Genomic DNA, 22,451 nt, shown 5'->3' on the forward strand with positions numbered 1-22,451 from the left:
CGATCGCTGTATTGCTGCTCGGATGGCGTGCGTGGTCGTGGCGCTGCCGTGACGTACCTGTCCCATAGGGCTTCCTTCCATTCCAGCGAATGGATCGCACCATCAAACCGTGGGATCAAACACCTAGACCGCCCTAAAGGCGGCTTCAGAAGAGAGTCGCTGCATCTTGCGCCAGATCGTGCATGGTTGAGCGCCGAGAAGGTTGGGCATAAACTCAAACCTGTTTTGTTTTGGGGAATGACATGCCAGCGCAGCGGGGCAGTGAAGAAACAGCTCAAATAGCATCTCTTCGCCAGTGGATAAGATTAGCTGTGGTCTATCTCCTAATTCCGCTCATTTTATTGATATGCGGCGGGGACCTCGGTTGGTGGCAGGCGTGGCTCTATTCCATTGTGATCGTCGCCGTTGGATTAGGGGGACGCGTGTGGGCAGAACAGCGACATCCCGGATTGACAGCCGAACGGCAAAACCTTGAAAATTTTCAAAACGCAAAATCCTGGGACAAGGTACTCGCTCCACTGATGGCGGTGAGTATCGGATACCCTGTGGTTATCTTGGCAGGGCTGGACCACCGCTATGTCTGGTCTCCCGAATTTCCACTATGGCTAAATGTCATTGGCTTCTTGTTAATCTCCTCCGGATACGCTTTCGGCGCATGGGCATTGGCAGAGAACCGCTATTTCTACAGCGTAGTGGTCATTCAGACGGATCGAGGACATGTAGTTTGTGACAGCGGTCCGTACCGGTATGTGCGGCATCCGGGTTATGCTGGAAATATTTTTCCACTGTTCGGTATTGTTCTTGCTCTGGGCTCGGCATGGATCTTGATTCCTGCGGCGGTGGCATCGGTCATCTCGGTCTTTAGAACGGCCCTTGAGGACCAGACTTTGCAGGAAGAGTTACCGGGCTATCGGGACTATGCACGTCGGGTGCGCTATCGGTTAATTCCCGGGATATACTGAGAGACCAGAATGGCGGGGGGCCTGGATTAGGAAGCGCGGTTCAACAGAGAGTTGCGCGCAGCCTGCCCAAGCGTTCACTCGCGGTATTTGCCAGATTCCTAGCGGGCCTCGCGCTGTTACTGCAGAGCCTCGAACACCATCTCAGGAATGACCACCTCCCAGGCGTCGCGTTTGAGCGTGTGATAGAAGGCTTCATCCCCGTCTTCTTTGCACCAGCGAAGAATTGCGGCGATCGTCCCTTCGACAAACCGGGTGTTTGGTGGGGGTTGAAAGCTCTTCGCCATACGCCCCAGGCTTCGACCGCTTGCATCCTGAAGATGCCAGCGACCCTGTTCGCAAAGCAGAGAAATCGGGTCGCCAACCCGAGCTTGTGAGATGGCATTGAGAACAGGGTGTCCGGCGCGTTGGCGGCCAGCAAAGGACAGGTCGACCTGGCGTGCCTCGGCAGACTGGAAAAACCGTCTCGGTCCGGGGAGGCCGGCGAGATCGGGCTTCACATGCCGATTGATGATCGAAGGAGACCGCACCGGAAGGTATTCGTGGTTGTCATTGCTCATCACGATAAGGTTTCGCCGCGCGCGAGTCATGGCAACGTAGAACAGCCGTCGTGGGGCATCCTGATCTTCATTGCGAGAAGGACGTTCCCAGCCACCGTCCAAGACGACCACGTCGTCGAATTCCAGCCCCTTGGCGCGATGGGCTGTGAGGAGTTTCAGACCTCGCTGCTCGCCCCAGGAGTCACGGGCCCATTCGGCGAACCATTCGATCACATCAGGTGTTGAGAGGTTTCGCCCGTCGATTTCCCTGGCGAGGAGTCCCAGGCCTTCACCAATACGATCGGTCCAGCGCGAGCTCGGGATAGCATTCAATGTGTTGGTCAGATCGGTCATTGAAACCATCCGGCTATGATCAGCAAGTATTGCTTCGATGAAGGACTGCATTTCGCGCATCCGCCAAAGACCGGGCAGCCGCTCATTGGCCATCTCGACGGGAATCCCGAGCGCTTCGGCAAAGTCCCTCACCGGAGCCAACTTTTGCCAATCGCGCGAGATGATCGCGGCGCGTGACCAGGTCCAGTCGGGGATCAGCCGTGATAGGCGCAGAAGTTCGTCAAGCGCGGCCATCGCCTGTGCGTCATTGCCGGGAGGGCATTCCAGTATCTGCACCCGGCCTTGTGCAACTGGATCTATCGCCGCCATGTCGCCACCCGGCGCCGCACTTCGCCGATCGCTGTTGACGGTAATGTCGCGCCCGATCTTCATCCGCGCCGAAGCGTCTTTGATGACAGCATTCGCCGCCGTGATGATATGACCGGTCGAGCGATAGTTCTCCGTGAGAAAAACCGGTTTGGCCGAATAGTCCTCTTCGAACTGGCGGATGTGTCGAATGGAGGCGCCGGCGAAGGAATAGATGTTCTGGTCGTCGTCTCCCACTGCGAAGAGGGAGAGGCGAAGCTCCGGATCATCGAGGCTTCTGCCAGCCACCGCCGAGATGAGCGCATATTCCTCTGGGCCAACGTCCTGGTATTCGTCGACCAGAATCCATCGGTGGCCCTGAATCAGCGTGTCCCGCAAAGCCTCTGCCGTGGCCTTGTCCAGGCCATCGCCACGTAGGAGCTGCGCCGCGTCCAGGAGTAAGGTCTGAAAATCGGGCTGCGCTGCTCGCGCTGAACCAGCAAAGCTGGCGCCCACCAGCCGCATAGCAAGGGCGTGGATCGTTGACACCGTGACGAAGCGGGCCTCGTCGCCGATCAAACCACGTAAGCGCTCACGGATCTCTGCGGCGGCGTGGCGATTGTAGGCGAGCACCAGAATGCCGTTTGGATCCTCGCGCCGGATCTTGACCAGATAGGCAACACGATGCACCAGCACGCGGGTCTTGCCAGAGCCGGGCCCGGCCAGCACCAGAACGTTTGTCTGCTCGCGATCATCGCGCACGATCTGTTCCTGCGTGCTGTTGCCAAGCGCCCCGACGATTTCTGCCCAGGACTGGCCCGTCGCCTGCCTGCGAAACTCTGTCCCGCGGCCCGGCATCCACCTCCGCATGAACGCTTCTCGCTCCAGAACGAAATAATCGGCCGCCAGTCTTTCGGCCTCGTCCATGCTCTCGAGCCCCTTCTCGGCGTAGGCCGCCATCACATGGGTCTGAATCGTCTGTTCAGTGTAGTGATCTTCGAGCGGTGCAAAGTTCTGGACAGTAAAGCTCCCGCCATTCGGATTCAGGTGTAGGGTCATCGCGGGGCGGAACACCGACAAGCCCTTGCCAAGGGTGACGACCTGCTGCTCGTGGAGCCAAAGAAGCGCCCGATCCATCAGCTTGTTCGGGTCTTTGACCGCACCTCGCAATATGACGTCGCTGGTAATGGCCGCGAGCAGCTCTCCCAAGGTGGTCTCCACCGGAATATCTTTACCGCGCAGTCCCTTCTGCACTTTGCCCACGAGATGCGAGAGCAGACGCTCGGCCCCCTGCCTGCGCAGGTCCGCGGTCTGTTCAACGATCGACCACGAACGTTGCAGGCGAACCATAAGACTGCCACGCGATGCCTTGCGGATGTGGAGATTTCCGCGCCCACCTTCCATGTCGCGCCCGTCTTGTGCGATGCCGCGCAGGAGCGTTTCGACAATATCCGGGCGCACTGCGCTATGGCCATCCTCCCGCAGTACCTGACAGGTGGCCGCGAGGCTGAAAGGTGTGGGGTCTCCGTTGTCGGCGTCCGGAGCCTCTTCTCGCAACTTTGCAATCAGATCGGCCTCAAGCCGAGCTGCACCCTCGAGCCGTGCACGCGAAGCGTTCTCGATGCCCAGATGAACGAAGATCGTGATGTTCGTGTCATCGCTGGCGATGCCCAGGGCTTCCAGATCGGTCAGCGCCTTTCGCAGCGCTGGACCTGTCAAGCCACTCGCGCCGCCAAGGGCATCCGTGGAGATACCCTCGTCCGCGGGCGCGTTGATTATGTGCTGGACGATGCTGAGGAGTTGCCGCCGACGGATGTCCGTGATGTCCGCGCGACCGAGGATCATCTTCACCTGTTCGATGTCGCGTACCAGCAGCGCGGCGGGGAACACCTGCACACGGTTTTCTTCCCGGCGTAGGAGAGTTGCCTCCTCGAGCCAGGCCACGGCCGTCTTGACCCGTGTGTCATCCGTGGCGCTGTCGCGCTGGAAATCGTGATCCTTCTCCTCTTTCACGATCTCACCTGGCGTCGCGACAACTTTGCCGCTCTTGCGCGTTCGGTCATCGAGACGCCGCAGCGCTTTCAGGATCGCGGCGATCTCGTGCCGGGCAAGTCGAGATCGGGCACTCAGGCTGAACTGGCGATCCACGTCTTCCGTGTTGAACAGAAGAACACATCGGGCCGGGTCCCTATCCCGACCTGCGCGGCCAGCCTCCTGAAGGTAGTTTTCGAGCGAGCCGGGTACGTCACCGTGGACTACGAGCCGGATGTCGGGCTTGTCGATCCCCATGCCGAAGGCATTGGTTGCGGCGATGACCCGCAGCTCGCCCACCCGGAATGCTTCTTGGATCTCACGCTTCTCCTCGGCACTGAGACCTGCGTGATAGCGCTCGGCTGCCAGCCCCTGCTGCTTGAGGAACTCCGCTACGCGTTCGGTTGCACTCCGCGTCGCGCAATAGACGACAGCTCCAGAGGCGCCAGTGGCGGGCAATTCCGCCTCCAGTGCGCCGAGGACATCGGCCATCTTGGTGGCGCGCTGGGTCGGCAGCACCTTGAAGCTCAAGTTCGTGCGAGAGGCGCCTCCATCGAGCAGGACAAGCTCCAGTCCAAGGCGTTCGCTGAAATGCCCACGAATGTCCTGAACGACATCGGGCTTTGCGGTGGCGGTCAGGCAGAGGACCGGAGCGACATCATCCCCGGAGCTCTCCTTGATGAAACGGCTGACATAGCGATAGTCGGGCCGGAAATCATGCCCCCATTTCGAGACACAGTGGGCCTCGTCCAGAACCCATAACCCAACCTCACGCTGGGCAAGCACGGAGCGCACCGAAGTGCTGCGCAACTGCTCCGGCGAGATCAGCAGGATCGCGGCATCCCCCAGCCTAACCTTGTCCAGGGCATCGTGGCGTTCAGGCAGCGACAATAGCCCATTGATCGTGACCGCCGACGCGATGCCGGCCCGCGCCAACCCCTGCACCTGGTCGGCCATCAGCGCCACGAGGGGTGAGATGACAACCGTCAGAGCCCCGGTCTTGTCAAACCGGGAGAGTGCGGGGATCTGGTAGCAGATGGATTTGCCAGTACCAGTAGGCAGGATGCCAAGCAGGCTCTCGCCCCCCATCGCGTTTTCGATGATCCGTTCCTGAAGCGGGCGTCCGAACTCGTCGACCGGTTCAGGACGGAAACTCTCGAAGCCAAACCAACGGTTCAGCGCCTGTTTCGGGTCGTTGTTGGTGCGGCAATAGCTGCAATCGCGATCGCCGCAGTTGCTGTCGCGCAGGTCCCGCACGATCCGCGCGGCGTCCCGGAACTGCGCGCGCACCCAGGGCGGCATGACCGAGTCTCCGCCAGCCACCGAAATCCACGATAACGCGTAGGCCAGAGGCCAGCTGAGGCTCGCATCGTCGAGCCGAGCAATAGTGCTCTCCACCATCGCGGAACAAGCCGCGTTCGCGAGCAGCCGCCGGATCGCGGCGTCTGCTTCGTCTTTTCCGGGCTTCGTTGTCCCCCGGATGATTGCAAATAGCCGATCAACGCCGCCGCTCCGGGCATTGCGGGTGCAGAGATAGTGATACGCTGTCAGGGAGTCGGGAGATTGCTCATTGAGCCTTATGAAGGCGTTGATCTGGTTTTCCAGCACCTCAAACACGAGCCTGGCATCAAACTCCGGGTCATTCACGCGCCCGGTCTGCAACCGTCCGTCCTGGTAATGTTTGACGAGGTGGTGGTACGGGTTTCGCGGAAAGGCCAGCGGGTTGAGCCAGAGCGTGTCGATCGGGGCGTTCGCGAGGGCAGCGAGTTTCGGCGCGGCTGCGGTCAGGTAGGGCAGATCGTGGCGGAGGATATTGTGACCGATCACATGGTCGAAATCCTGGCAGAACAAGTCCAGTTGTCGGAGGCCGGCATCGACGGAGGCGTTCACAACCAGGCTCGGCGTGTCAGTATCATACGTCACTGCTGCGAAAGCGAAGATCCGTGCCTTTTCGGGATCAACCTCGAGATCGACTGAAACACAGCGCGCCAGAATCCCGGACTGTATTGTGTTGACGACCGTATCCATGGTCGGGGCGCCGACCTCCTCACTTCAAGTCTCTGAGGATCTTATTTTTTCAGGCAGGAAAGAAAAGTACTTCAATCCGCGCGGCGCAAGGAGTGTGGATCATGAGCCTCAGCGCGCCAGGGGCACGATAGGGACCGCAAGCAACTCGCCACCAGGAAACTCCGACGGTTTTCGGCGTCAGCTTCACGGCAGAAGACCTGCAAACGTCGGTCGCTAAACCATTCGTCAAACGAGCAGATGCCTCGCTTCATCTTAAGAAGCGGGCATTCATTCGGCTGCGGGTCCGTTCACCGCGCATTGCGGACCTCCAAGCAGAGCTCTGCCTTCGCACGCGCAGCAACTCCTGACGCTCGGCGACCGGTCCAATCCCGCCGTTCGGCCGGCTGAAATCAAATGTCTGCTTCGCGCCCCATCTCGGCCGTTCGAGCCAGTTCAAGAATTGTTTGGCAGCGGCGGTTATCCAGCTGTGCGGCCACAAAGCGGGACAAACTACACACGTCTTGGAAAGGCTGCCGTTCCTGGCCGAAGCCGCTCATTTATCCCGCTCTGCTTTGTTCGTGACCATCGAGTGCACCGGATAGACCGTCGGGCTGTTGATGGCGCCGCCGTCGGAGAGCGCATGGCCTTGGTAGACAGGGAAGCCCGCGGGAAAGACGGTGCCCTTCGGCGCCTCTTCGGCAAAAGTGTAGACCGTATTCTCGGGATTGCGTGCGAACCAGTTCGGATTGTCGAACGAGCCGCAGAAGACGCCGGCCGCTTTGGAGAAGTTCTCCCAAGTCATGAACATGGTGCTGTGACAGGCCGGGCATGAGTTCGCCACATCTTCTTGCCGCTGCCCTCAAAAACATTTTCATAGACGTCCGGCGTTCCCGAGAGCAGTTTGGCGTTTTTCCCTGAGGAACGGTGCCATTGTGTTTCCGGCCGCGGCCGTCATCCGCTGGCAGAACCGGCAGCTGCAGATGTAGAACCGCAGCGGCTCGCTCGTGACGGCGAATTTGATGTCTCCGCACAAACATCCCCCTTCGTGTCGCGCATCCATCTGTTCCTCCAATGGCGCTCTGACTCGTCGTTTTTAGCGCCTCAAACCTGGTTGTATTCACCGAAAACGCAGCGCCTCGCGCAGCCTGAGACGGGCGCCGGCGCAGGACAGCCTTTCGTACCCGACCCACTTCAAATCGTGATGCCGGCCCCCAGTGCTCAGAACCTCGACGGGTAGACGTGCATCATGTTTTGGAAGTCCAGTTCGCTCTGGAAAGAGCAAGGACGTAACTCCATCATTTCAAGCAGGAAATCGCGGCGGTCTCGGCTTTCATCCTCGTTGTTCGATTTGTTCGCCGGCGTCCAGAGGACGCGTGCAATCAGGGACAGCAGATTTGCCATCGGCGAAAATCTCGGAGTGCTGGTGAAGGTTATCAGGCTCATGGGGCCACCTTTTCGCAATCTACCTGTCAGTGCGACCGTAGGGGGCGATCGGAAACGATGGTATCCTTCCCGATTTTGTGCTGCTCTAAAAAATGAAGAGCGCGCCCGACAACTGGTCGAATATCAGAGCCTTCCTTGCTGTCGTCCGAACCGGCTCGACACTGGCGGCATCGCGGGAACTTGGCGTTACACAGCCAACAGTCGCCCGCAGGATCGACGAGTTTGAGCATGAGCTCGGACTGACCCTGTTCGATCGCGACACGCGGGGGTTCCACCCGACGCCCCAGGCCAGGAAACTGTTAGAAAACGCGGAGAATGTCGAGGTGGCGGTGCGTTCGTTCGGCACCTTGGCGGCCAAGTTGTCCGACGATGCATCGCAGGTAATCCGGTTTTCGGCACCGGTTGCTGCAATCTCCGACAGGATATACGATGTCATCGCCGAATTCCGCGCTGCTCACCCAGAGACACCGGTCGAAGTGACGCCGACCAATCGATTTGTGGATCTGATGGGCGGCGACGGTGACATCACCCTGCGCATCACGCCGCAGATCAGGGACGACAAACTCATCTGCCGCAAGCTCGGCGTCCTGTCAGGCGGGCTTTACGCTTCCCGTGACTACCCTGGTCCACTGCCTTCGGGCCCGGATCAGTTAGGGCGCCACAAGTTCGCAGTGTTCGACGGTCAGAATGTGCCCCATGCGCTCAACGATTGGTTGCGGGAGCTGATCAGACCGGATCAGGTGGCAGCCAAGTGCTTTGACCTCGGATCGATGGTCGCGACCATTGGGATCGGCGAGGTCCTGGGGCCGTTGCCCAGATCACTCGGCGACAAGACCAAGAACCTGACCGCCTGCTTCCATGCACCCGTCAGCATGTCAGTTCCAGTGTGGATTGTCATTTCTCCGGCTGCGTATCGGCGTCAGAACGTGCGCGCCCTGGCGAAACTGATGGTGAAAAGATACCGGTCGCTGGGATGGTAGGCGGGCGCTCCGTATGAAAGTCCGCTTGCCCGGGATCAGCCGGCGCGTCGCCTTGTTTGCGGATGGGGCAACGGCTCCAAACAGTCCTGCATAGGAGTGACTGCCATAACAGTATCGACAGTATTCCAAGCAGCGTCAGCCGAGTTGCGCGTCTGGTTCGCGGTCCGGATCCACGATAGTCGTGATGCCACTTGAGATGGGGAGGCATTTGCACGTGGGGACAAGGAACGACATAGACGGCCTGATCGGCTTCATTGGCCACGACGACCTTTGGCGTGAGCGTCTGGCCAGCGTCATGGACGAACATCTGTTGCCCGCCATGGAGGAGTTCGAGGTCGATTTCGAGGAACTCGGTGACATCCTTGGTGAGAGTTGGCCGATGGTCTTGTGGGGATGTGCCTTCGAGGATTTCCTCGGCAGGACCTACGATCCGGACGATCAGAACATCGTCGACCTCTATCTCAAGCGTCGGGGTTGGAAGGAAACTGCCCAGAACCGGGCCTATTTCGAGGCTCTGCGGGACGCGCCGGTCAGCCTGTATGAAGTGAGCGCAATCAAACCGGGCGTGTCCATGGTGCTGCGGGATCTTCTGAGCGACGCCGCGCCCGTCACGGTCCGCGAGAAAAGCGCAACACAGATGCTGAAACCGTGGGACCGGATCGCCGTGCGAATCGTCCCGGAACGAGATCACCATGTCATTTCGGGCGCGCTGCTGCCCTTCCCGGCGGAGGCGGTTGACCTCCTGACCGACGTGTTGCGGGACGCCCTGAATCTGGGAAGACGGAAAAAGCTACGCCTCTCGGCCAACCAGCGCCGCCAATGCGCGCCGCTCTTCGCCAATGCCTGGCTCTTCGAAAGCCTGCCGAGGGCGCTCGACATCGAACCCATGCAGCTTGGAAACATCGATGGCGACGAACTGGTGTTCCACGACCTGCGTTTTCCACTGGCCGCGGGTGTGGTTCAGAAAGATGTCGTAGCCCGACTGGCGCGGGTGCCGGCATTTGATCCTGCCGGGCCGAAAGTCTGGAACTGGTTGGTGGCAGAAGGAACGCCCGCCACCAGACCGGCGGGCGGCATCGCCCTTGGTCAGGCGATTTCCGGCGCCACGGTCCTGGGCATGCTGGAGCTGAAGGGGAAGGCGTTGACCCTGTCCGTCAACTCGGCTGCGCGGGCAGACCGGGGCGAGGCCCTGATCATGGACGGACTCGGGGACCTCCTGAAACCGCCACTGACCGCGATCCGGACGGTCCAGCAGATGATGGCCGAGCGCGACGACACCGACGGCCTTCAGAATGAGGACGAGATCCCACCAGAGATCGCCCGGCAGATCGTGCACGACCATCTGGACCGGCATTACCGCGACATACTCGACCAGCCCGTCCCGGCCCTCGGCGACAAGACGCCCCGTCTGGCGACGCGCAGTGCGGCCGGCCGAAAGAAGGTCGTCGAATGGCTGAAACTGATCGAGAACCGGAGTGCAAGCCAACCGGGATCGCCATTGGCCGAGCATGACTTCGGTTGGATGTGGGAGGAACTCGGCGTCGCCGACGAGAGGCAATGACGCCATGACACTGCGTTCGAGGTCGATGATGCGATATCAAGTCACTTTTCGCGCAGGAGAGGAGTTCTGCACTCGTCTCGAAAGCCGGTCCATTGGCGAAGGCGAAACGTGTGAAACGAATCCGCTGGCTGATCAGGAGTCGGAACCCAGACTGGACGACAATGGATCGGTGTCGAGAATCACGGCAAGCGACCGTTCCGAAGCCAGCCTTTGGTGGGCGTCAATTTCCTGGGTGACGGAGCACGACATCCCGCCCGCCAGCCAAACTTGACGTTGGTTCCGTCCAGAGGACTCGTCAAACGTTGATGTGGCGTTGATGTAAAACGCGACATCAAAAACTCGATCGGCCGAAGCCGACTTCAAGTCTTTGATATTGTGTGTGATTTTTGGTTGCGGGGGTAGGATTTGAACCTACGACCTTCAGGTTATGAGCCTGACGAGCTACCGGGCTGCTCCACCCCGCGCCAAGAGCGGCTTACCTAGACCTGCTTCGATCGGGCCGCAAGAGCAAAATCGACAGGGCCATCAAAAAATCTTTAGAGCCTCGAACACCCTTTGGTGGCCGACCTTTGGAGGCACGTTTCGCACGCCCGGCCGATCAAAACTTGCAGGGTGCGTGCCGCTTGGCGCAAGTTCCGACAGGCAGCGGCGTTGGAGGGTCGTCATGAATCTTGGCGGAACCAGAATCGTTACAATCGCGCAATGCGAGTCTGGCTGGACAATAGCGATCGGGACTCCGACCCGCGAAGATTTCCGCACTCGGATCGCCCGAGGCCGATTCGGGCGACTCCGATGGCGCTTTCACATCCCCCGCCCGCGGCCCGTGGTCCTGTCGGCTCGGAGAGCCCGTTTCGCCGGATCCTGCGCTGCCGTCGTCACAACTGTTGCCGGCGCCCGTGATCTCCTTTTGTCGGGACCGAGACGCCAAAAGGCACCGCTTTGATGGGAGCATCCCGGATGTGGACCAATCCGCTCGTCTGGGCCGTATTGGCACTGCTCGTTGTTTTCGGTCTCGTGGGTTGCAACGTCCTCGCTCGGTATTACGGCTTCGGCACTGCCGCGCTGACGCCTGAGCAGCTCTCCGCAAAGCTTCGGCCGAGCTACCGGACTTACCTGCCGGACGGCCCCGGTCCGTTTCCCGCCGCCTTGCTCTTTTCCGGATGCGACGGGCCGAAAGACAACATGGAACGATGGGCGCAGTCGGTCGTCGACCAGGGCTGGGCGGCCGTGATCGTCGATAGCCACGGACCACGCGGTCTCAACGACGCACAGCTTTGGCGGCTGGTCTGCATCGGCCAGATCCTGCCCGGCCCGGAGCGTGCCGGCGATGTTGCCGTTGCAATCGAGGACGCCAGGGCCATGGAGGCCGTCGACCCGGACCGGATCGTCCTGATCGGCGCGTCGCATGGCGGATGGTCTGTGCTCGACATGCTCTCTCTTCACGGCCAGGGTGCGCGGCCGCACAACCTCACCCGTTGGCCCGAAAGCATCCGCGCGCGCGGTCTCGAGGGCATCGCCGGCGTGATCCTGCTCTATCCTTATTGCGGCGTGGCGAGCCAGGTTCGGAGCAACGGCTGGAAGGCGGATGTGCCGGCGCTCTTCCTGCTGGTCAAGGACGACACGATCGTCGACGAGGATTCCTGTATCGACGTGATCGAGCGGATGCGGGCGGCGGGACGGCCGGTCGAGACGCACCTCTTCGAGGGCACGACGCACGGATTCGACCAGGCCGAAAAGAACGCATTCAGCATGCTGGAATTCTCGCCCGAAGCGATCGAGCGGGCCAAGGAGATCACGCGGCGCTTCCTCGCGGACATCGCGGACGGCAGTTGAACGTCGACGGCTTCAGCCGGCCAACAGCCCCGGCCGACTCCCTGCTTGATTTTCCCGGCCGCATTCTGCAAGGCAGTCCGGACCATTTGCGAGGACGCCATGACACGGATCGACGACACTTTCGCGCGGCTGAGAGCCGAAGGGAAAAAGGCCTTCGTCGCCTATGTGATGGCGGGCGACCCCGACTACGAGACCTCGCTCGAGGTGGTGAAGGGCCTGCCCGGCGCCGGCGTCGACATCATCGAGCTCGGCATCCCCTTCACCGACCCGATGGCCGACGGCCCGACGATCCAGCGCGCCGGCCAGCGTGCGCTGGAGGGCGGCCAGACGCTGCAGAAGACGCTCGACCTCGCCACAGCATTCCGCAAAGGCGACCAGACGACGCCGATCGTCGCCATGGGTTATTACAACCCGATCTACAGTCGCGGCGTCGACCGTTTCCTTGCCGACGCACGAGAGGCCGGGATCGATGGGCTGATCGTCGTCGACCTCCCGCCCGAAGAGGATGAAGAGCTCTGCCTGCCGGCCCAGGCCGCGGGGCTCAACTTCATCCGCCTCGCCACCCCGACGACCGACGACAAGCGCCTGCCCAAGGTGCTGCAGAACACGTCCGGTTTCGTGTATTACGTCTCGATCACCGGCATCACCGGCGCCGCCGAGGCGCAGGCAAGCGATGTCGGCCCCGAGGTCGCCCGGATCAAGGCGAAGACCGATCTGCCGGTGATCGTCGGCTTCGGCGTCAACTCGCCGGCGAGGGCCGAAGCAATCGCCGGCGTCGCTGATGGCACCGTCGTCGGCTCGGCCATCGTCAAGCTGATCGGCGAGGGCCGGCCGGTGGCCGAGGTCCTCGACTTCGTGAAGGGCCTCGCCGACGGAGCACACAGGGCCTAGGCGCCGGTCGCACCAGAACGGGCAGGAGGCCGCCGATGCATTCCGATCTTGCCTGCCCGACCTGCCGGGTGCCGCTGACCCGGACCGCCGACGGCGCGTCCCTCGCCTGCTCCGCCTGCGACACTGGCTACCCGATCGTTTCGGGGCGACTTCCCATCCTCGTGCCTGACCCGCTTCGCCATGTCACCGCCGAGCGGCAGGTGCTCGCCGGCTTTGCCGACCAGCATGAGGAGGGCGCGCGGGGCTATGCCGCACTTGCCGGGCGCGGCAGCCTCCGGGCGGAGACGATGCGCGGCATCTCGCACGCGCTGGCCGGGAACGCCGCGCTCCTGCGCGACCTTGCCGGGACATTGCCGGAGGTCGAGACCGAGCCCTTCGCCTACCAGGTACCGCCGGGCGCCGACCTCCTGAACGCGCTGCTCCGCGACTGGGGCGGATCCGCATCCGCCGAGGCGGAAATCGCCGCCACCTTCGAAGCGGTCACCGGCGCGTTCGGAACGGAGACGCCGGGTCGCTGCCTCCTCCTCGGCGCCGGCACGGGCCGGCTGCTCTGCGCCCTCGCCGAGAACCTGCCGGAGATCGTCGGGGTCGACCTCTCGCTCGGCATGGCACTGCTCTATGACCGGCTCTGCGAGACAGGCCGGATCGGATTCCACCACCCGATGGTCGGCAATTTCCGCCGCGCAGAAGACGAGATCCGCCGCCTCGAGGCGCGCCACGCGCTCGCCCCGCGCCGCCCAGCCTATCTCGTCGCCGACGCCGCGCGGCTGCCATTCACAGACGGCCAGTTCGACACCGTGCTCTCGCCCTATTTCACCGACCTGATGCCGCTCTCCCGGCTGCTGCCCGAGATGCGCCGTATCCTGCGCCCGTGCGGGCGCTTCCTGCATTTCGGCCCGCTCGGCTATGCCTTCTCCCCCGGCGAGGAGGAGTATTACGCCGCGGACCAGTTGCCCGATGCCTTCGCGCAATTCGGTTTCCGGATGGGCCCGCAGCGTCACGTCGAGACGAGCTATCTTGCCGACCCGCGCCGTCTCAACCGCCTGGGCTTCGACAACCTGCTCTTCGTGGCGCGTTCAGAGCCCATCGGCGATCGCGACTGACTGCGGGGGAATAAGGCCGGCTTGGCATTGCGATGGCAGTGGCCCGCCGGTAAAGGTCTCACAGCAGTTTCGTGAAGGAGCAAGCGGCATGCCGGTCATCACCAACATTGAGGATCTCAAGACGATTTACCGGCGCCGGGTGCCGAAGATGTTCTACGACTACGCCGAATCCGGCAGCTGGACCGAACAGACCTTTTCCGAAAATGTCTCCGATTTCGCAAAGATCCGCCTGCGCCAGCGGGTGGCCATCGACATGACGGGCCGCTCGACCGCCTCCGAGATGGTCGGCCAGCCGGTCGAAATGCCGGTGGCGCTCGCCCCGGTGGGCCTGCTCGGCATGCAGCATGCCGATGGCGAGATCGCTGCCGCCCGAGCCGCCGAACGCTTCGGTGTGCCCTTCACGCTCTCCACCATGTCGATCTGCTCCATCGAGGACGTGGCAGAGAACACGCGCAAGCCCTTCTGGTTCCAGCTCTACACCATGACCGACGAGGATTTCGTGCGCCGCCTGATCGGCCGCGCGAAGGACGCCGGCTGTTCCGCGCTTGTGATCACACTCGACCTGCAGATGATCGGCCAGCGCCACAAGGATCTCAAGAACGGCCTCTCCGCCCCGCCTAAGCCGACGCTGAAGAACTGGATCGACCTGTCCACCCGCTGGGCTTGGGGTCTCGGCATGCTGGGTACTAAGCGGCGCGAGTTCGGCAATATTGTCGGCCATGCCCAAGGGGTCGAGGACCCCTCGTCGCTCTTCGAATGGACCGCAAAGCAGTTCGACCAGGCGCTTGACTGGAAGAAGGTCGAAAAGCTTATCGAGATGTGGGACGGCAAGGTGATCCTCAAGGGCATCCTCGATCCGGAGGACGCCAGGATGGCCGTCAAGGTCGGTGCCGACGCCATCATCATCTCCAATCATGGCGGCCGTCAGATCGACGGCGCGCTGAGTTCGATCCGCATGCTTCGGCCGATCCTCGACGCGGTGGGCGGCGAGATCGAGGTCCATCTGGATAGCGGCATCCGCTCCGGCCAGGACGTGCTCAAGGCGGTCTCGATGGGCGCACAGGGGTGCTATATCGGCCGCGCCTTCGTTTACGGCCTCGGCGCCAATGGCGAGCAGGGCGTGATCCAGGCGCTGGAGGTGATCCGCAAGGAGCTCGACACCAACATGGCGCTCTGCGGCCGCCGGACGATCGGAGAGCTCGGGCGCGGCGTCCTGCTGATCCCGGAGGATTTCGAAGGTCGCTGGCAACAGGACTGACGACCGCTGAGGGCGACTCGATTCCCGCCCGACCGGGCGGGAAAATCACGAGACAGTCGCCACAATCCGCCCCCCTCGCCCCGGCGAAGCTTCCCTTACGACAGTTACGACCGCTTTCGCGCCGGCCGGCGCGGATTAGTGATCACGCGTTTTCAACCTGCAGACCTCAGACAATGCATTGTTTTCAAATGTGTTTGCGCTCACATATGAAAACAAATTTTCACCATACATGCCTTCCGGGTGAAAACTTTTACAGAAAAATCATTTTTGTGAAAAGACTTATCCGTTTTTTGACGGACGGGGTTAGAGTGCCTTCAAGCCGCGACCAGGGGAGGGGAGCGTCTTGGGGCATTGATGGCCCGGGAAGAAACCTCCGAAAGGTTCGCAGACGCAATTTCAGGGAGGGAAATCCATGACGACCAAGACCAAGGCCCCCGAAATCGGAGCCATCCCAGCCGAATTCGCCAAGAATGCCCATATCGACGAAAAGAAATACGAGGAGATGTATGCCGCCTCGATCACCGACCCGGAGGCGTTCTGGGGAGAGCACGGCAAGCGGCTCGACTGGATCAAGCCCTACACCAAGGTGAAGAACACCTCCTTCGAGCCTGGCAACATTGACATCAAGTGGTTCGAGGACGGCACGCTCAACGTGGCCGCAAACTGTATCGACCGCCACCTCGCGAAGCGCGGCAACCAGACCGCGATCATCTTCGAGCCGGACGATATTCACGAACCGGCGCAGTACATCACCTATCGCCAGCTGCACAATCAGGTCTGCAAGCTCGCCAACGTGCTGGAAGACCTCGGCATCCGCAAGGGTGACCGCGTCGTCATCTATCTGCCGATGATCCCCGAGGCGGCCTACGCAATGCTCGCCTGCGCCCGGATCGGCGCCATCCACTCCATCGTCTTCGCCGGTTTCTCGCCTGAGGCGTTGGCCGCCAGGGTCAACGGCTGCGACGCCAAGCTCATCATCACCGCCGATTACGCCCCGCGTGGCGGCCGCAAGACCCCGCTCAAGTCCAACACCGATGCCGCCCTGCTGCACTGCATCCACGATCCCGAGGTGCTGATGGTCCGCCGGACGCGGGAACAGACCACCTGGGTCGACGGCCGCGACCACGACTACGGCGAGCTGATGCTCGAGGCCGACGAGCACATGGTTCCGGTCGAGATGGAGGCCGAGGATCCGCTCTTCATCCTCTACACCTCCGGCTCCACCGGCCACCCGAAAGGCGTTGTGCATACCACCGGCGGCTATCTCGTCTACGCGGCGATGACACACGAATACACCTTCGACTATCACCCCGGCGATGTCTTCTGGTGCACAGCCGATGTCGGCTGGGTGACAGGCCACAGCTACATCGTTTACGGTCCGCTCGCCAATGGCGCGACCACCGTCATGTTCGAAGGCGTGCCGACCTATCCTGATCCCGGACGTTTCTGGGAAGTGGTCGAGAAGCACAAGGTGAACCAGTTCTACACCGCGCCGACCGCGATCCGCGCTCTGATGGGCAAGGGCACGGAGTGGGTCGAGAAACACGATCTCTCTTCGCTCAAGCTGCTGGGGTCTGTCGGCGAACCGATCAACCCGGAAGCCTGGAACTGGTACAACGAGAATGTCGGCAAAGGGAAATGCCCGATCGTCGACACCTTCTGGCAAACCGAGACCGGCGGCCACATGATCACGCCGCTGCCCGGCGCTCATAAAGCGAAGCCCGGCTCGGCCACCAAGCCCTTCTTCGGAGTCCAACCGGTGGTGCTCGACCCGCATTCCGGCACCGAGGTCACCCAGACCGAGGCCGAGGGCGTGCTCTGCATCAAGGATAGCTGGCCGGGGCAGATGCGCGGCGTCTGGGACGATCACGGCCGCTTCGAGAAGACCTATTTCGCGGATTACAAAGGCTACTACTTCTCCGGCGACGGCTGCCGCCGCGACGCGGACGGCTATTACTGGATCACCGGCCGGGTCGACGACGTCATCAACGTCTCCGGCCACCGGATGGGCACGGCGGAGGTCGAGAGCGCGCTGGTGGCGCATGCCAAGGTCGCCGAGGCCGCGGTGGTGGGCTACCCGCATGAGCTGAAGGGTCAGGGCATCTATTGCTACGTCACGCTGATGAACGACGTCGAGCCCAGCGACGAGCTCATGAAGGAACTGCGCATGTGGGTGCGGCACGAGATCGGCCCGATCGCCTCGCCGGATCTCATCCAGTGGGCCCCCGGCCTGCCCAAGACACGCTCCGGCAAGATCATGCGCCGCATCTTGCGCAAGATCGCCGAGAACGATTACGGATCCCTTGGAGACACCTCCACCCTCGCCGACCCTTCCGTGGTCGACGACCTGATCGAGAACCGTATGAACAAGGGATGACGCCATGAGCCCCGAAAACACCCCGCCCGTTCTGATCCTGCTCGGCCCCCCGGGGGCCGGGAAGGGCACCCAGGCCCGCATGCTCGAAGAGAAGTTCGGCCTGGTGCAACTCAGCACGGGCGACCTTCTCCGGGGCGCCGTCGCGGCCGGGACCGATGCCGGAAAGGCCGCGAAGGCCGTGATGGAAGCAGGACAGCTGGTGAGCGACGAGATCGTCATCGCGGTGCTGAAGGATCGCCTCGGCGATGACGACGTGAAGAACGGCATCATCCTCGACGGCTTCCCGCGCACAACCGCGCAGGCGGAAGCGCTGGATGGGCTGCTGGCCGCGCGTGGCCAGAAGATTAATGCCGCGATCAGCCTCGAGGTCGAGGACGACGCGATGGTCGAGCGGATCTCGGGACGCTACACCTGCGCCAATTGCGGCGAGGGCTACCACGACACGTTCAAGAAACCGGAGGTCGAGGGTGTCTGCGACAAGTGTGGCGGCACCGAGTTCAATCGCAGGGCCGACGACAATGCCGAGACCGTGCGCTCGCGGCTCGAAGCCTATCACGCGCAGACCGCACCTCTGATAGAGTTCTACCAGGCGCGTGGCGTTCTCAAGGAGGTCGAAGCCATGGGCGCGATCGACGAGATCGCAGCGAAGCTTGCGGAAATCGTCGAGCAGGCCAAGGCCTGATCGACGGGACGGGCGCCTGGCGGCGCCGGTCCGAGGGGCCACCCGAACATGGCCCAGGGGAAGGACCCCGCCATGCGTGAGGCATGTGCGGGAACGGGAAACTTATGGGAGGACCGCTATGTCGGACAAACCTCAAGCCAATGCGTATTGGGCGGCGAACATCCGTATCGTCACCTGGTGCCTCGTGATCTGGGCTATCGTGCCCTTCGGTTTCGGCATCTTGCTGGAACCGGTGATGCCGGGCTTCGCCTTCTGGGTTGCCCAGCAGGGATCAATCCTCGTCTTCCTGGCAATCATCTTCTTCTACGCCTGGCGGATGAACGCACTCGACCGCGAACACGGCGTCGACGAGCAATAAGAGGGACAGCGGACAGATGGATCAATTCGTACTCAACTGGATCTTTATCGGTGCGAGCTTCGCGCTCTACATCGGTATCGCGATCTGGGCCCGCGCGGGCTCTACGTCGGAATTCTATGCCGCCGGCCGGGGCGTTCACCCCGTCCTGAACGGCATGGCCACCGGCGCCGACTGGATGTCGGCCGCCTCCTTCATCTCCATGGCCGGCCTGATCGCCTTCGTCGGCTATGACAACTCCACCTTCCTGATGGGCTGGACCGGCGGCTACGTGCTGCTGGCGCTGATGCTCGCGCCCTACCTGCGCAAGTTCGGCAAGTTCACTGTTCCCGAGTTCATCGGCGACCGCTTCTACAGCCCGACCGCGCGCCTCGTGGCCGTGATCTGCCTGATCGTCGCCTCGATCACCTATGTGATCGGCCAGATGACGGGCGTTGGCGTGGCCTTCGGCCGCTTCCTCGAGGTGAGCAACACCACGGGCCTGCTGATCGGCGCCGCCGTCGTCTTCGCCTATGCCGTGTTCGGCGGCATGAAGGGCGTCACCTACACCCAGGTGGCCCAGTATGTCGTGCTGATCACCGCCTACACGATCCCGGCGATATTCATCTCGCTCGAACTCACCGGCAACCCGATCCCGGGCCTCGGCCTCTTCGGAACCGAGGTGTCCTCCGGCGAGCCGCTGCTGATGAAGCTCGACCAGCTCGTCACCGAACTCGGCTTCGCCGAATACACGACGCGCAACAGCGACACCCTGAACATGGTTCTGTTCACGCTGTCCCTGATGATCGGCACCGCGGGTCTTCCGCACGTCATCATGCGCTTCTTCACCGTGCCGACCGTCGCCGCCGCGCGCTGGTCCGCCGGCTGGGCGCTGGTCTTCATCGCCCTGCTCTACCTGACGGCCCCGGCCGTTGGCGCGATGGCGCGGCTCAACATCACCAACCAGTTCTGGCCGGACGGCCCGCAGGGTGAAGCGGTGTCGGTCGAGACCATTGCCAACGATCCGGACTACAACTGGATGGCGACCTGGCAGAAGACCGGCCTGCTCGGCTGGGAAGACCTGAACGGTGACGGCAAGATCCAGTACTACAACGACAAGAGCCCGGACATGCAGGCGCGGGCCGAGGCCAACGGCTGGGTCGGCAACGAGCTCACCAAGTTCGACCGCGACATCCTGGTTCTCGCCAACCCGGAGATCGCCAACCTGCCCGGCTGGGTGATCGGTCTCGTCGCAGCCGGCGGCCTCGCCGCGGCGCTGTCGACCGCTGCCGGCCTGCTGCTGGCCATTTCCTCGGCCGTCTCGCACGACCTGATGAAGGGTCAGCTGACACCGAACATGTCGGAAGCCAACGAGCTCCTGTCGGCGCGGGTCGCCATGGCCGTGGCCATCGCTGTCGCGACCTATCTCGGGCTCAACCCGCCGGGCTTCGCCGCACAGACGGTTGCGCTGGCCTTCGGCATCGCGGCGGCGTCGATCTTCCCGGCGCTGATGATGGGGATCTTCTCCAAGCGGGTGAACAACACCGGCGCGGTGGCCGGCATGCTGGTCGGCCTGATCGTGACGGTTGTCTACATCTTCCTGCACAAGGGCTGGTTCTTCATCCCCGGCACCAACAGCTACACCGACGCGGCACCGCTGCTGTTCGGGATCAAGTCGACGTCCTTCGGGGTCATCGGCGCGATCCTCAACTTCGCAACGGCGATCCTGGTCTCCAACGCGACCGAGGAGCCGCCGGCGGAGATCCAGGAGCTGGTCGAAAGCGTCCGCATCCCGCGTGGCGCAGGGGCCGCTGCCGCGGATCACTGATCCCCGAAACGGGCGGGGTCCCAATGCCCCGTCCGCCAAAGGGTGTGAAAACCGGCGCGCCCCTTCGAAAGGAGGGGCGCGCCTTTGCTTCAAGGCAACCGGTTTCCATGGGTGAGACGATGACCGACACGGCGCTTGACCGCGAGACCCGCATCCTGAGGTTTCTCGAACATGTCCACCCCTATGACAGCCTCCGGCGGGAGGTTCTGACACGGGTGGCCGGCGTCTTTCTCGAACGCCTGGCCGGGCCCGGTGAGACGATCTATTCGATCGGCGATCCCGCCGAGGGGCTTTGGCTGATCGAGCATGGCACGGTCGAGATCACCGACGACGCCGGCGCTCCGGTGTCGATCCTCCACGGGCGCAACAGCTTCGGCGAACGCGGTTTGCAGCGCGAGGGTCGTTCACTGACCAACGCGCGCGCCACCGAAGAGACACGTCTTCTGCTGTTGCCGGCCGACGAGTTCAACGAGCTGCTGAAGACCTCGCCGGCCTTCGCCCGCTTCTTTGACCGCGGTCGCGGCACGGCGCGCGAACAGCGGGTCGAGCTTGCCACCCAAAAGATCAGCGACCTGATGGTGCGCACGCCGGTCACGGTGAATGCCGGCACCACGATCCGCGCCGCCGCCGAACGCATGCGCGACACGCGCGTGTCCTGCCTCGCCGTGGTGGACGCGGAGGACCGTCTGGAAGGTATCGTGACCCTGCGCGACATGGCGACCAAGGCGGTGGCGCAGGGCCTCGGCGGTGACACGCCGGTCTCCGAGATCATGACGGCTGACCCGGTAAGCCTCGCGCCCTCGGCGCTCGGCACCGACCTGCTGCACACGATGCTCGAGCGCAAGGTCGGCCATGTGCCGGTGACTGAGGACGGCCGACTCGTCGGCATTCTGACCCAGACTGACCTGACCCGGTTCCAGGCGGTGAGTTCGGCCTCGATGGTGTCGGGCATCGTCGGCGCACAAAGTGCGCGCGAGATGGCCGAGGTCACCGCGGGTCTGCCGCAACTGCTTGCCCATCTGGTCGGCGCCGGAAACCGGCACGAGGTGGTCACGCGGCTGATCACCGACATCGCCGACGCCGTGACCCGCCGCCTGCTGGCGCTGGCCGAAGAACGGCTCGGCGCGCCGCCGGTCGACTATCTCTGGCTCGCCTGTGGTTCCCAGGGACGGCAGGAACAGACCGGCGTCTCGGACCAGGACAACTGCCTCATCCTCGACGATGCGGCGACCCCGGACGACATGGAGTATTTCCGCCGGCTCGCGACCTTTGTCTCCGACGGGCTCGATACCTGCGGCTATTTCCATTGCCCGGGCGACATGATGGCCACGAACCCGCGCTGGTGCCAGCCGCTCGCCATATGGCAGCGCTATTTCCGGGGCTGGATCAACAAGCCCGACCCCGAAGCGCAGATGCTCGCCTCGGTAATGTTCGACCTGCGCCCCATCGGCGGCGCCAAGCACCTGTTCGAGAACCTCCAGGGCGAGACCCTCGCCGCCGCGCACAGGAACTCGATCTTCGTCGGCCACATGATCATGAACTCGCTCAAGCATGTCCCGCCCCTCGGCCTGTTCCGCGGCTTCGCCACGGTGCGTTCGGGCGAGCACAAGAACGAGCTCGATATGAAGATGAACGGCGTCGTCCCCGTTGTCGATCTCGCCCGGATCTATGCGCTTCAGGGCGAGCTGACGCAGGTCAACACGCGCGCCCGGCTGGAAGCGGCCGAGGCGATGGGCACGATCTCGCATTCCGGCGCCCAGGACCTGATCGACGCCTACGACCTGATCGCCGAGACCCGGCTCCGGCGCCAGGCCGAGGAGATCCGCGCGGGCCGAAAGCCCGACAATTTCATGCCGCCCTCCGATCTCTCCGACTTCGAGCGCAGCCATTTGCGCGACGCCTTTGTCGTGGTGCGAACGATGCAATCGGCGGTGGGACAGGGCAAGGGCGTGCTAGGCTAGACCCGGCGTTTTGCCCCATATCGGG

General features: G+C 62.7%; 15 protein-coding genes, 1 tRNA gene and 1 pseudogene. 13 read left to right on the forward strand and 4 right to left on the reverse strand.

The window, feature by feature from the left end; genetic code table 11:
• Both EU800_RS27195 and EU800_RS02340 read left to right on the forward strand, forming a co-directional pair.
• Positions 1 to 282: pseudogene (locus EU800_RS27195) on the forward strand (hypothetical protein); the annotation flags it as partial.
• Positions 243 to 962 carry an isoprenylcysteine carboxylmethyltransferase family protein gene (locus tag EU800_RS02340; protein WP_129628182.1) on the forward strand — a complete coding sequence of 240 codons (720 nt, stop codon included), beginning with the start codon at positions 243 to 245 and terminating at the stop codon, positions 960 to 962. The pseudogene EU800_RS27195 and the gene EU800_RS02340, both read left to right, overlap by 40 nt.
• 116 nt (positions 963 to 1,078) lie before the next feature.
• Here the strand turns inward: EU800_RS02340 and EU800_RS02345 are convergent, their stop codons facing one another.
• The 3 genes from EU800_RS02345 to EU800_RS02355 all read right to left on the reverse strand — a co-directional run bounded on the left by EU800_RS02345 (position 1,079) and on the right by EU800_RS02355 (position 7,618).
• Positions 1,079 to 6,196, reverse strand: a complete 5,118-nt coding sequence (locus tag EU800_RS02345) for a RecQ family ATP-dependent DNA helicase (RefSeq protein ID WP_129628184.1) — start codon at positions 6,194 to 6,196, stop codon at positions 1,079 to 1,081.
• Positions 6,197 to 6,728: 532 nt separating this feature from the next.
• Positions 6,729 to 6,977, reverse strand: coding sequence for a hypothetical protein (locus EU800_RS02350; protein ID WP_129628186.1), 249 nt, complete (start codon positions 6,975 to 6,977; stop codon positions 6,729 to 6,731).
• A 416-nt stretch (positions 6,978 to 7,393) separates the two neighbouring features.
• On the reverse strand, positions 7,394 to 7,618 hold the full coding sequence (locus tag EU800_RS02355) for a hypothetical protein (protein WP_129628188.1): 225 nt from the start codon (positions 7,616 to 7,618) through the stop codon (positions 7,394 to 7,396).
• A 92-nt stretch (positions 7,619 to 7,710) separates the two neighbouring features.
• On the opposite strand from EU800_RS02355, the gene EU800_RS02360 reads away from it, so the two are divergent.
• Entirely contained in the window at positions 7,711 to 8,598 is an 888-nt protein-coding gene (locus EU800_RS02360; protein ID WP_129628190.1) for a LysR family transcriptional regulator, read from the forward strand.
• A 214-nt stretch (positions 8,599 to 8,812) separates the two neighbouring features.
• Positions 8,813 to 10,159, forward strand: a complete 1,347-nt coding sequence (locus EU800_RS02365; RefSeq protein WP_129628192.1) for a hypothetical protein — start codon at positions 8,813 to 8,815, stop codon at positions 10,157 to 10,159.
• Positions 10,160 to 10,546: 387 nt separating this feature from the next.
• Here EU800_RS02365 and EU800_RS02370 read toward each other — a convergent pair.
• Positions 10,547 to 10,623: transfer RNA gene (locus tag EU800_RS02370), tRNA-Met, on the reverse strand.
• A 493-nt stretch (positions 10,624 to 11,116) separates the two neighbouring features.
• Here EU800_RS02370 and EU800_RS02375 point away from each other — a divergent pair.
• The 9 genes from EU800_RS02375 (at position 11,117) to EU800_RS02415 (ending at position 22,426) form a co-directional block, all read left to right on the forward strand.
• Positions 11,117 to 11,992, forward strand: a complete 876-nt coding sequence (locus EU800_RS02375; protein WP_165354543.1) for a dienelactone hydrolase family protein — start codon at positions 11,117 to 11,119, stop codon at positions 11,990 to 11,992.
• Positions 11,993 to 12,091: 99 nt separating this feature from the next.
• Positions 12,092 to 12,883: a tryptophan synthase subunit alpha gene (gene trpA, locus EU800_RS02380; protein WP_129628196.1), complete on the forward strand. Its 792-nt coding sequence runs from the start codon at positions 12,092 to 12,094 to the stop codon at positions 12,881 to 12,883.
• Between the two features lie 35 nt (positions 12,884 to 12,918).
• Entirely contained in the window at positions 12,919 to 13,986 is a 1,068-nt protein-coding gene (locus EU800_RS02385; protein WP_129628198.1) for a methyltransferase domain-containing protein, read from the forward strand.
• 88 nt (positions 13,987 to 14,074) lie between these two features.
• Positions 14,075 to 15,244 carry an alpha-hydroxy acid oxidase gene (locus EU800_RS02390; protein ID WP_129628200.1) on the forward strand — a complete coding sequence of 390 codons (1,170 nt, stop codon included), beginning with the start codon at positions 14,075 to 14,077 and terminating at the stop codon, positions 15,242 to 15,244.
• A gap of 412 nt (positions 15,245 to 15,656) precedes the next feature.
• Positions 15,657 to 17,621: an acetate--CoA ligase gene (gene acs / locus EU800_RS02395; protein WP_129628202.1), complete on the forward strand. Its 1,965-nt coding sequence runs from the start codon at positions 15,657 to 15,659 to the stop codon at positions 17,619 to 17,621.
• Between the two features lie 4 nt (positions 17,622 to 17,625).
• Positions 17,626 to 18,303 carry an adenylate kinase gene (locus EU800_RS02400; RefSeq protein ID WP_129628204.1) on the forward strand — a complete coding sequence of 226 codons (678 nt, stop codon included), beginning with the start codon at positions 17,626 to 17,628 and terminating at the stop codon, positions 18,301 to 18,303.
• A 118-nt stretch (positions 18,304 to 18,421) separates the two neighbouring features.
• Positions 18,422 to 18,661: a DUF4212 domain-containing protein gene (locus EU800_RS02405; RefSeq protein WP_129628206.1), complete on the forward strand. Its 240-nt coding sequence runs from the start codon at positions 18,422 to 18,424 to the stop codon at positions 18,659 to 18,661.
• Between the two features lie 16 nt (positions 18,662 to 18,677).
• Positions 18,678 to 20,465: a sodium:solute symporter family protein gene (locus EU800_RS02410; RefSeq protein WP_129628208.1), complete on the forward strand. Its 1,788-nt coding sequence runs from the start codon at positions 18,678 to 18,680 to the stop codon at positions 20,463 to 20,465.
• Positions 20,466 to 20,572: 107 nt separating this feature from the next.
• Positions 20,573 to 22,426, forward strand: coding sequence for a DUF294 nucleotidyltransferase-like domain-containing protein (locus EU800_RS02415; protein ID WP_242500377.1), 1,854 nt, complete (start codon positions 20,573 to 20,575; stop codon positions 22,424 to 22,426).
• Positions 22,427 to 22,451: the final 25 nt, after the last annotated feature.

It is taken from the genome of Tropicimonas sp. IMCC6043 (assembly GCF_004146235.1).
GTDB lineage: Bacteria > Pseudomonadota > Alphaproteobacteria > Rhodobacterales > Rhodobacteraceae > Tropicimonas.

What these genes read in the sequence shown, in the direction of transcription:
- EU800_RS02345 (WP_129628184.1), bottom strand. Translation starts at nt 6,196, where the DNA reads ATGGATACGGTCGTCAACACAATACAGTCCGGGATTCTGGCGCGCTGT.
- EU800_RS02410 (WP_129628208.1), top strand. Translation starts at nt 18,678, where the DNA reads ATGGATCAATTCGTACTCAACTGGATCTTTATCGGTGCGAGCTTCGCG.
- acs (WP_129628202.1), top strand. Translation starts at nt 15,657, where the DNA reads ATGACGACCAAGACCAAGGCCCCCGAAATCGGAGCCATCCCAGCCGAA.
- EU800_RS02355 (WP_129628188.1), bottom strand. Translation starts at nt 7,618, where the DNA reads ATGAGCCTGATAACCTTCACCAGCACTCCGAGATTTTCGCCGATGGCA.
- EU800_RS02350 (WP_129628186.1), bottom strand. Translation starts at nt 6,977, where the DNA reads ATGACTTGGGAGAACTTCTCCAAAGCGGCCGGCGTCTTCTGCGGCTCG.
- EU800_RS02385 (WP_129628198.1), top strand. Translation starts at nt 12,919, where the DNA reads ATGCATTCCGATCTTGCCTGCCCGACCTGCCGGGTGCCGCTGACCCGG.
- EU800_RS02360 (WP_129628190.1), top strand. Translation starts at nt 7,711, where the DNA reads ATGAAGAGCGCGCCCGACAACTGGTCGAATATCAGAGCCTTCCTTGCT.
- EU800_RS02400 (WP_129628204.1), top strand. Translation starts at nt 17,626, where the DNA reads ATGAGCCCCGAAAACACCCCGCCCGTTCTGATCCTGCTCGGCCCCCCG.
- EU800_RS02375 (WP_165354543.1), top strand. Translation starts at nt 11,117, where the DNA reads ATGTGGACCAATCCGCTCGTCTGGGCCGTATTGGCACTGCTCGTTGTT.
- EU800_RS02405 (WP_129628206.1), top strand. Translation starts at nt 18,422, where the DNA reads ATGTCGGACAAACCTCAAGCCAATGCGTATTGGGCGGCGAACATCCGT.
- EU800_RS02390 (WP_129628200.1), top strand. Translation starts at nt 14,075, where the DNA reads ATGCCGGTCATCACCAACATTGAGGATCTCAAGACGATTTACCGGCGC.
- EU800_RS02415 (WP_242500377.1), top strand. Translation starts at nt 20,573, where the DNA reads ATGGGTGAGACGATGACCGACACGGCGCTTGACCGCGAGACCCGCATC.
- EU800_RS02340 (WP_129628182.1), top strand. Translation starts at nt 243, where the DNA reads ATGCCAGCGCAGCGGGGCAGTGAAGAAACAGCTCAAATAGCATCTCTT.
- trpA (WP_129628196.1), top strand. Translation starts at nt 12,092, where the DNA reads ATGACACGGATCGACGACACTTTCGCGCGGCTGAGAGCCGAAGGGAAA.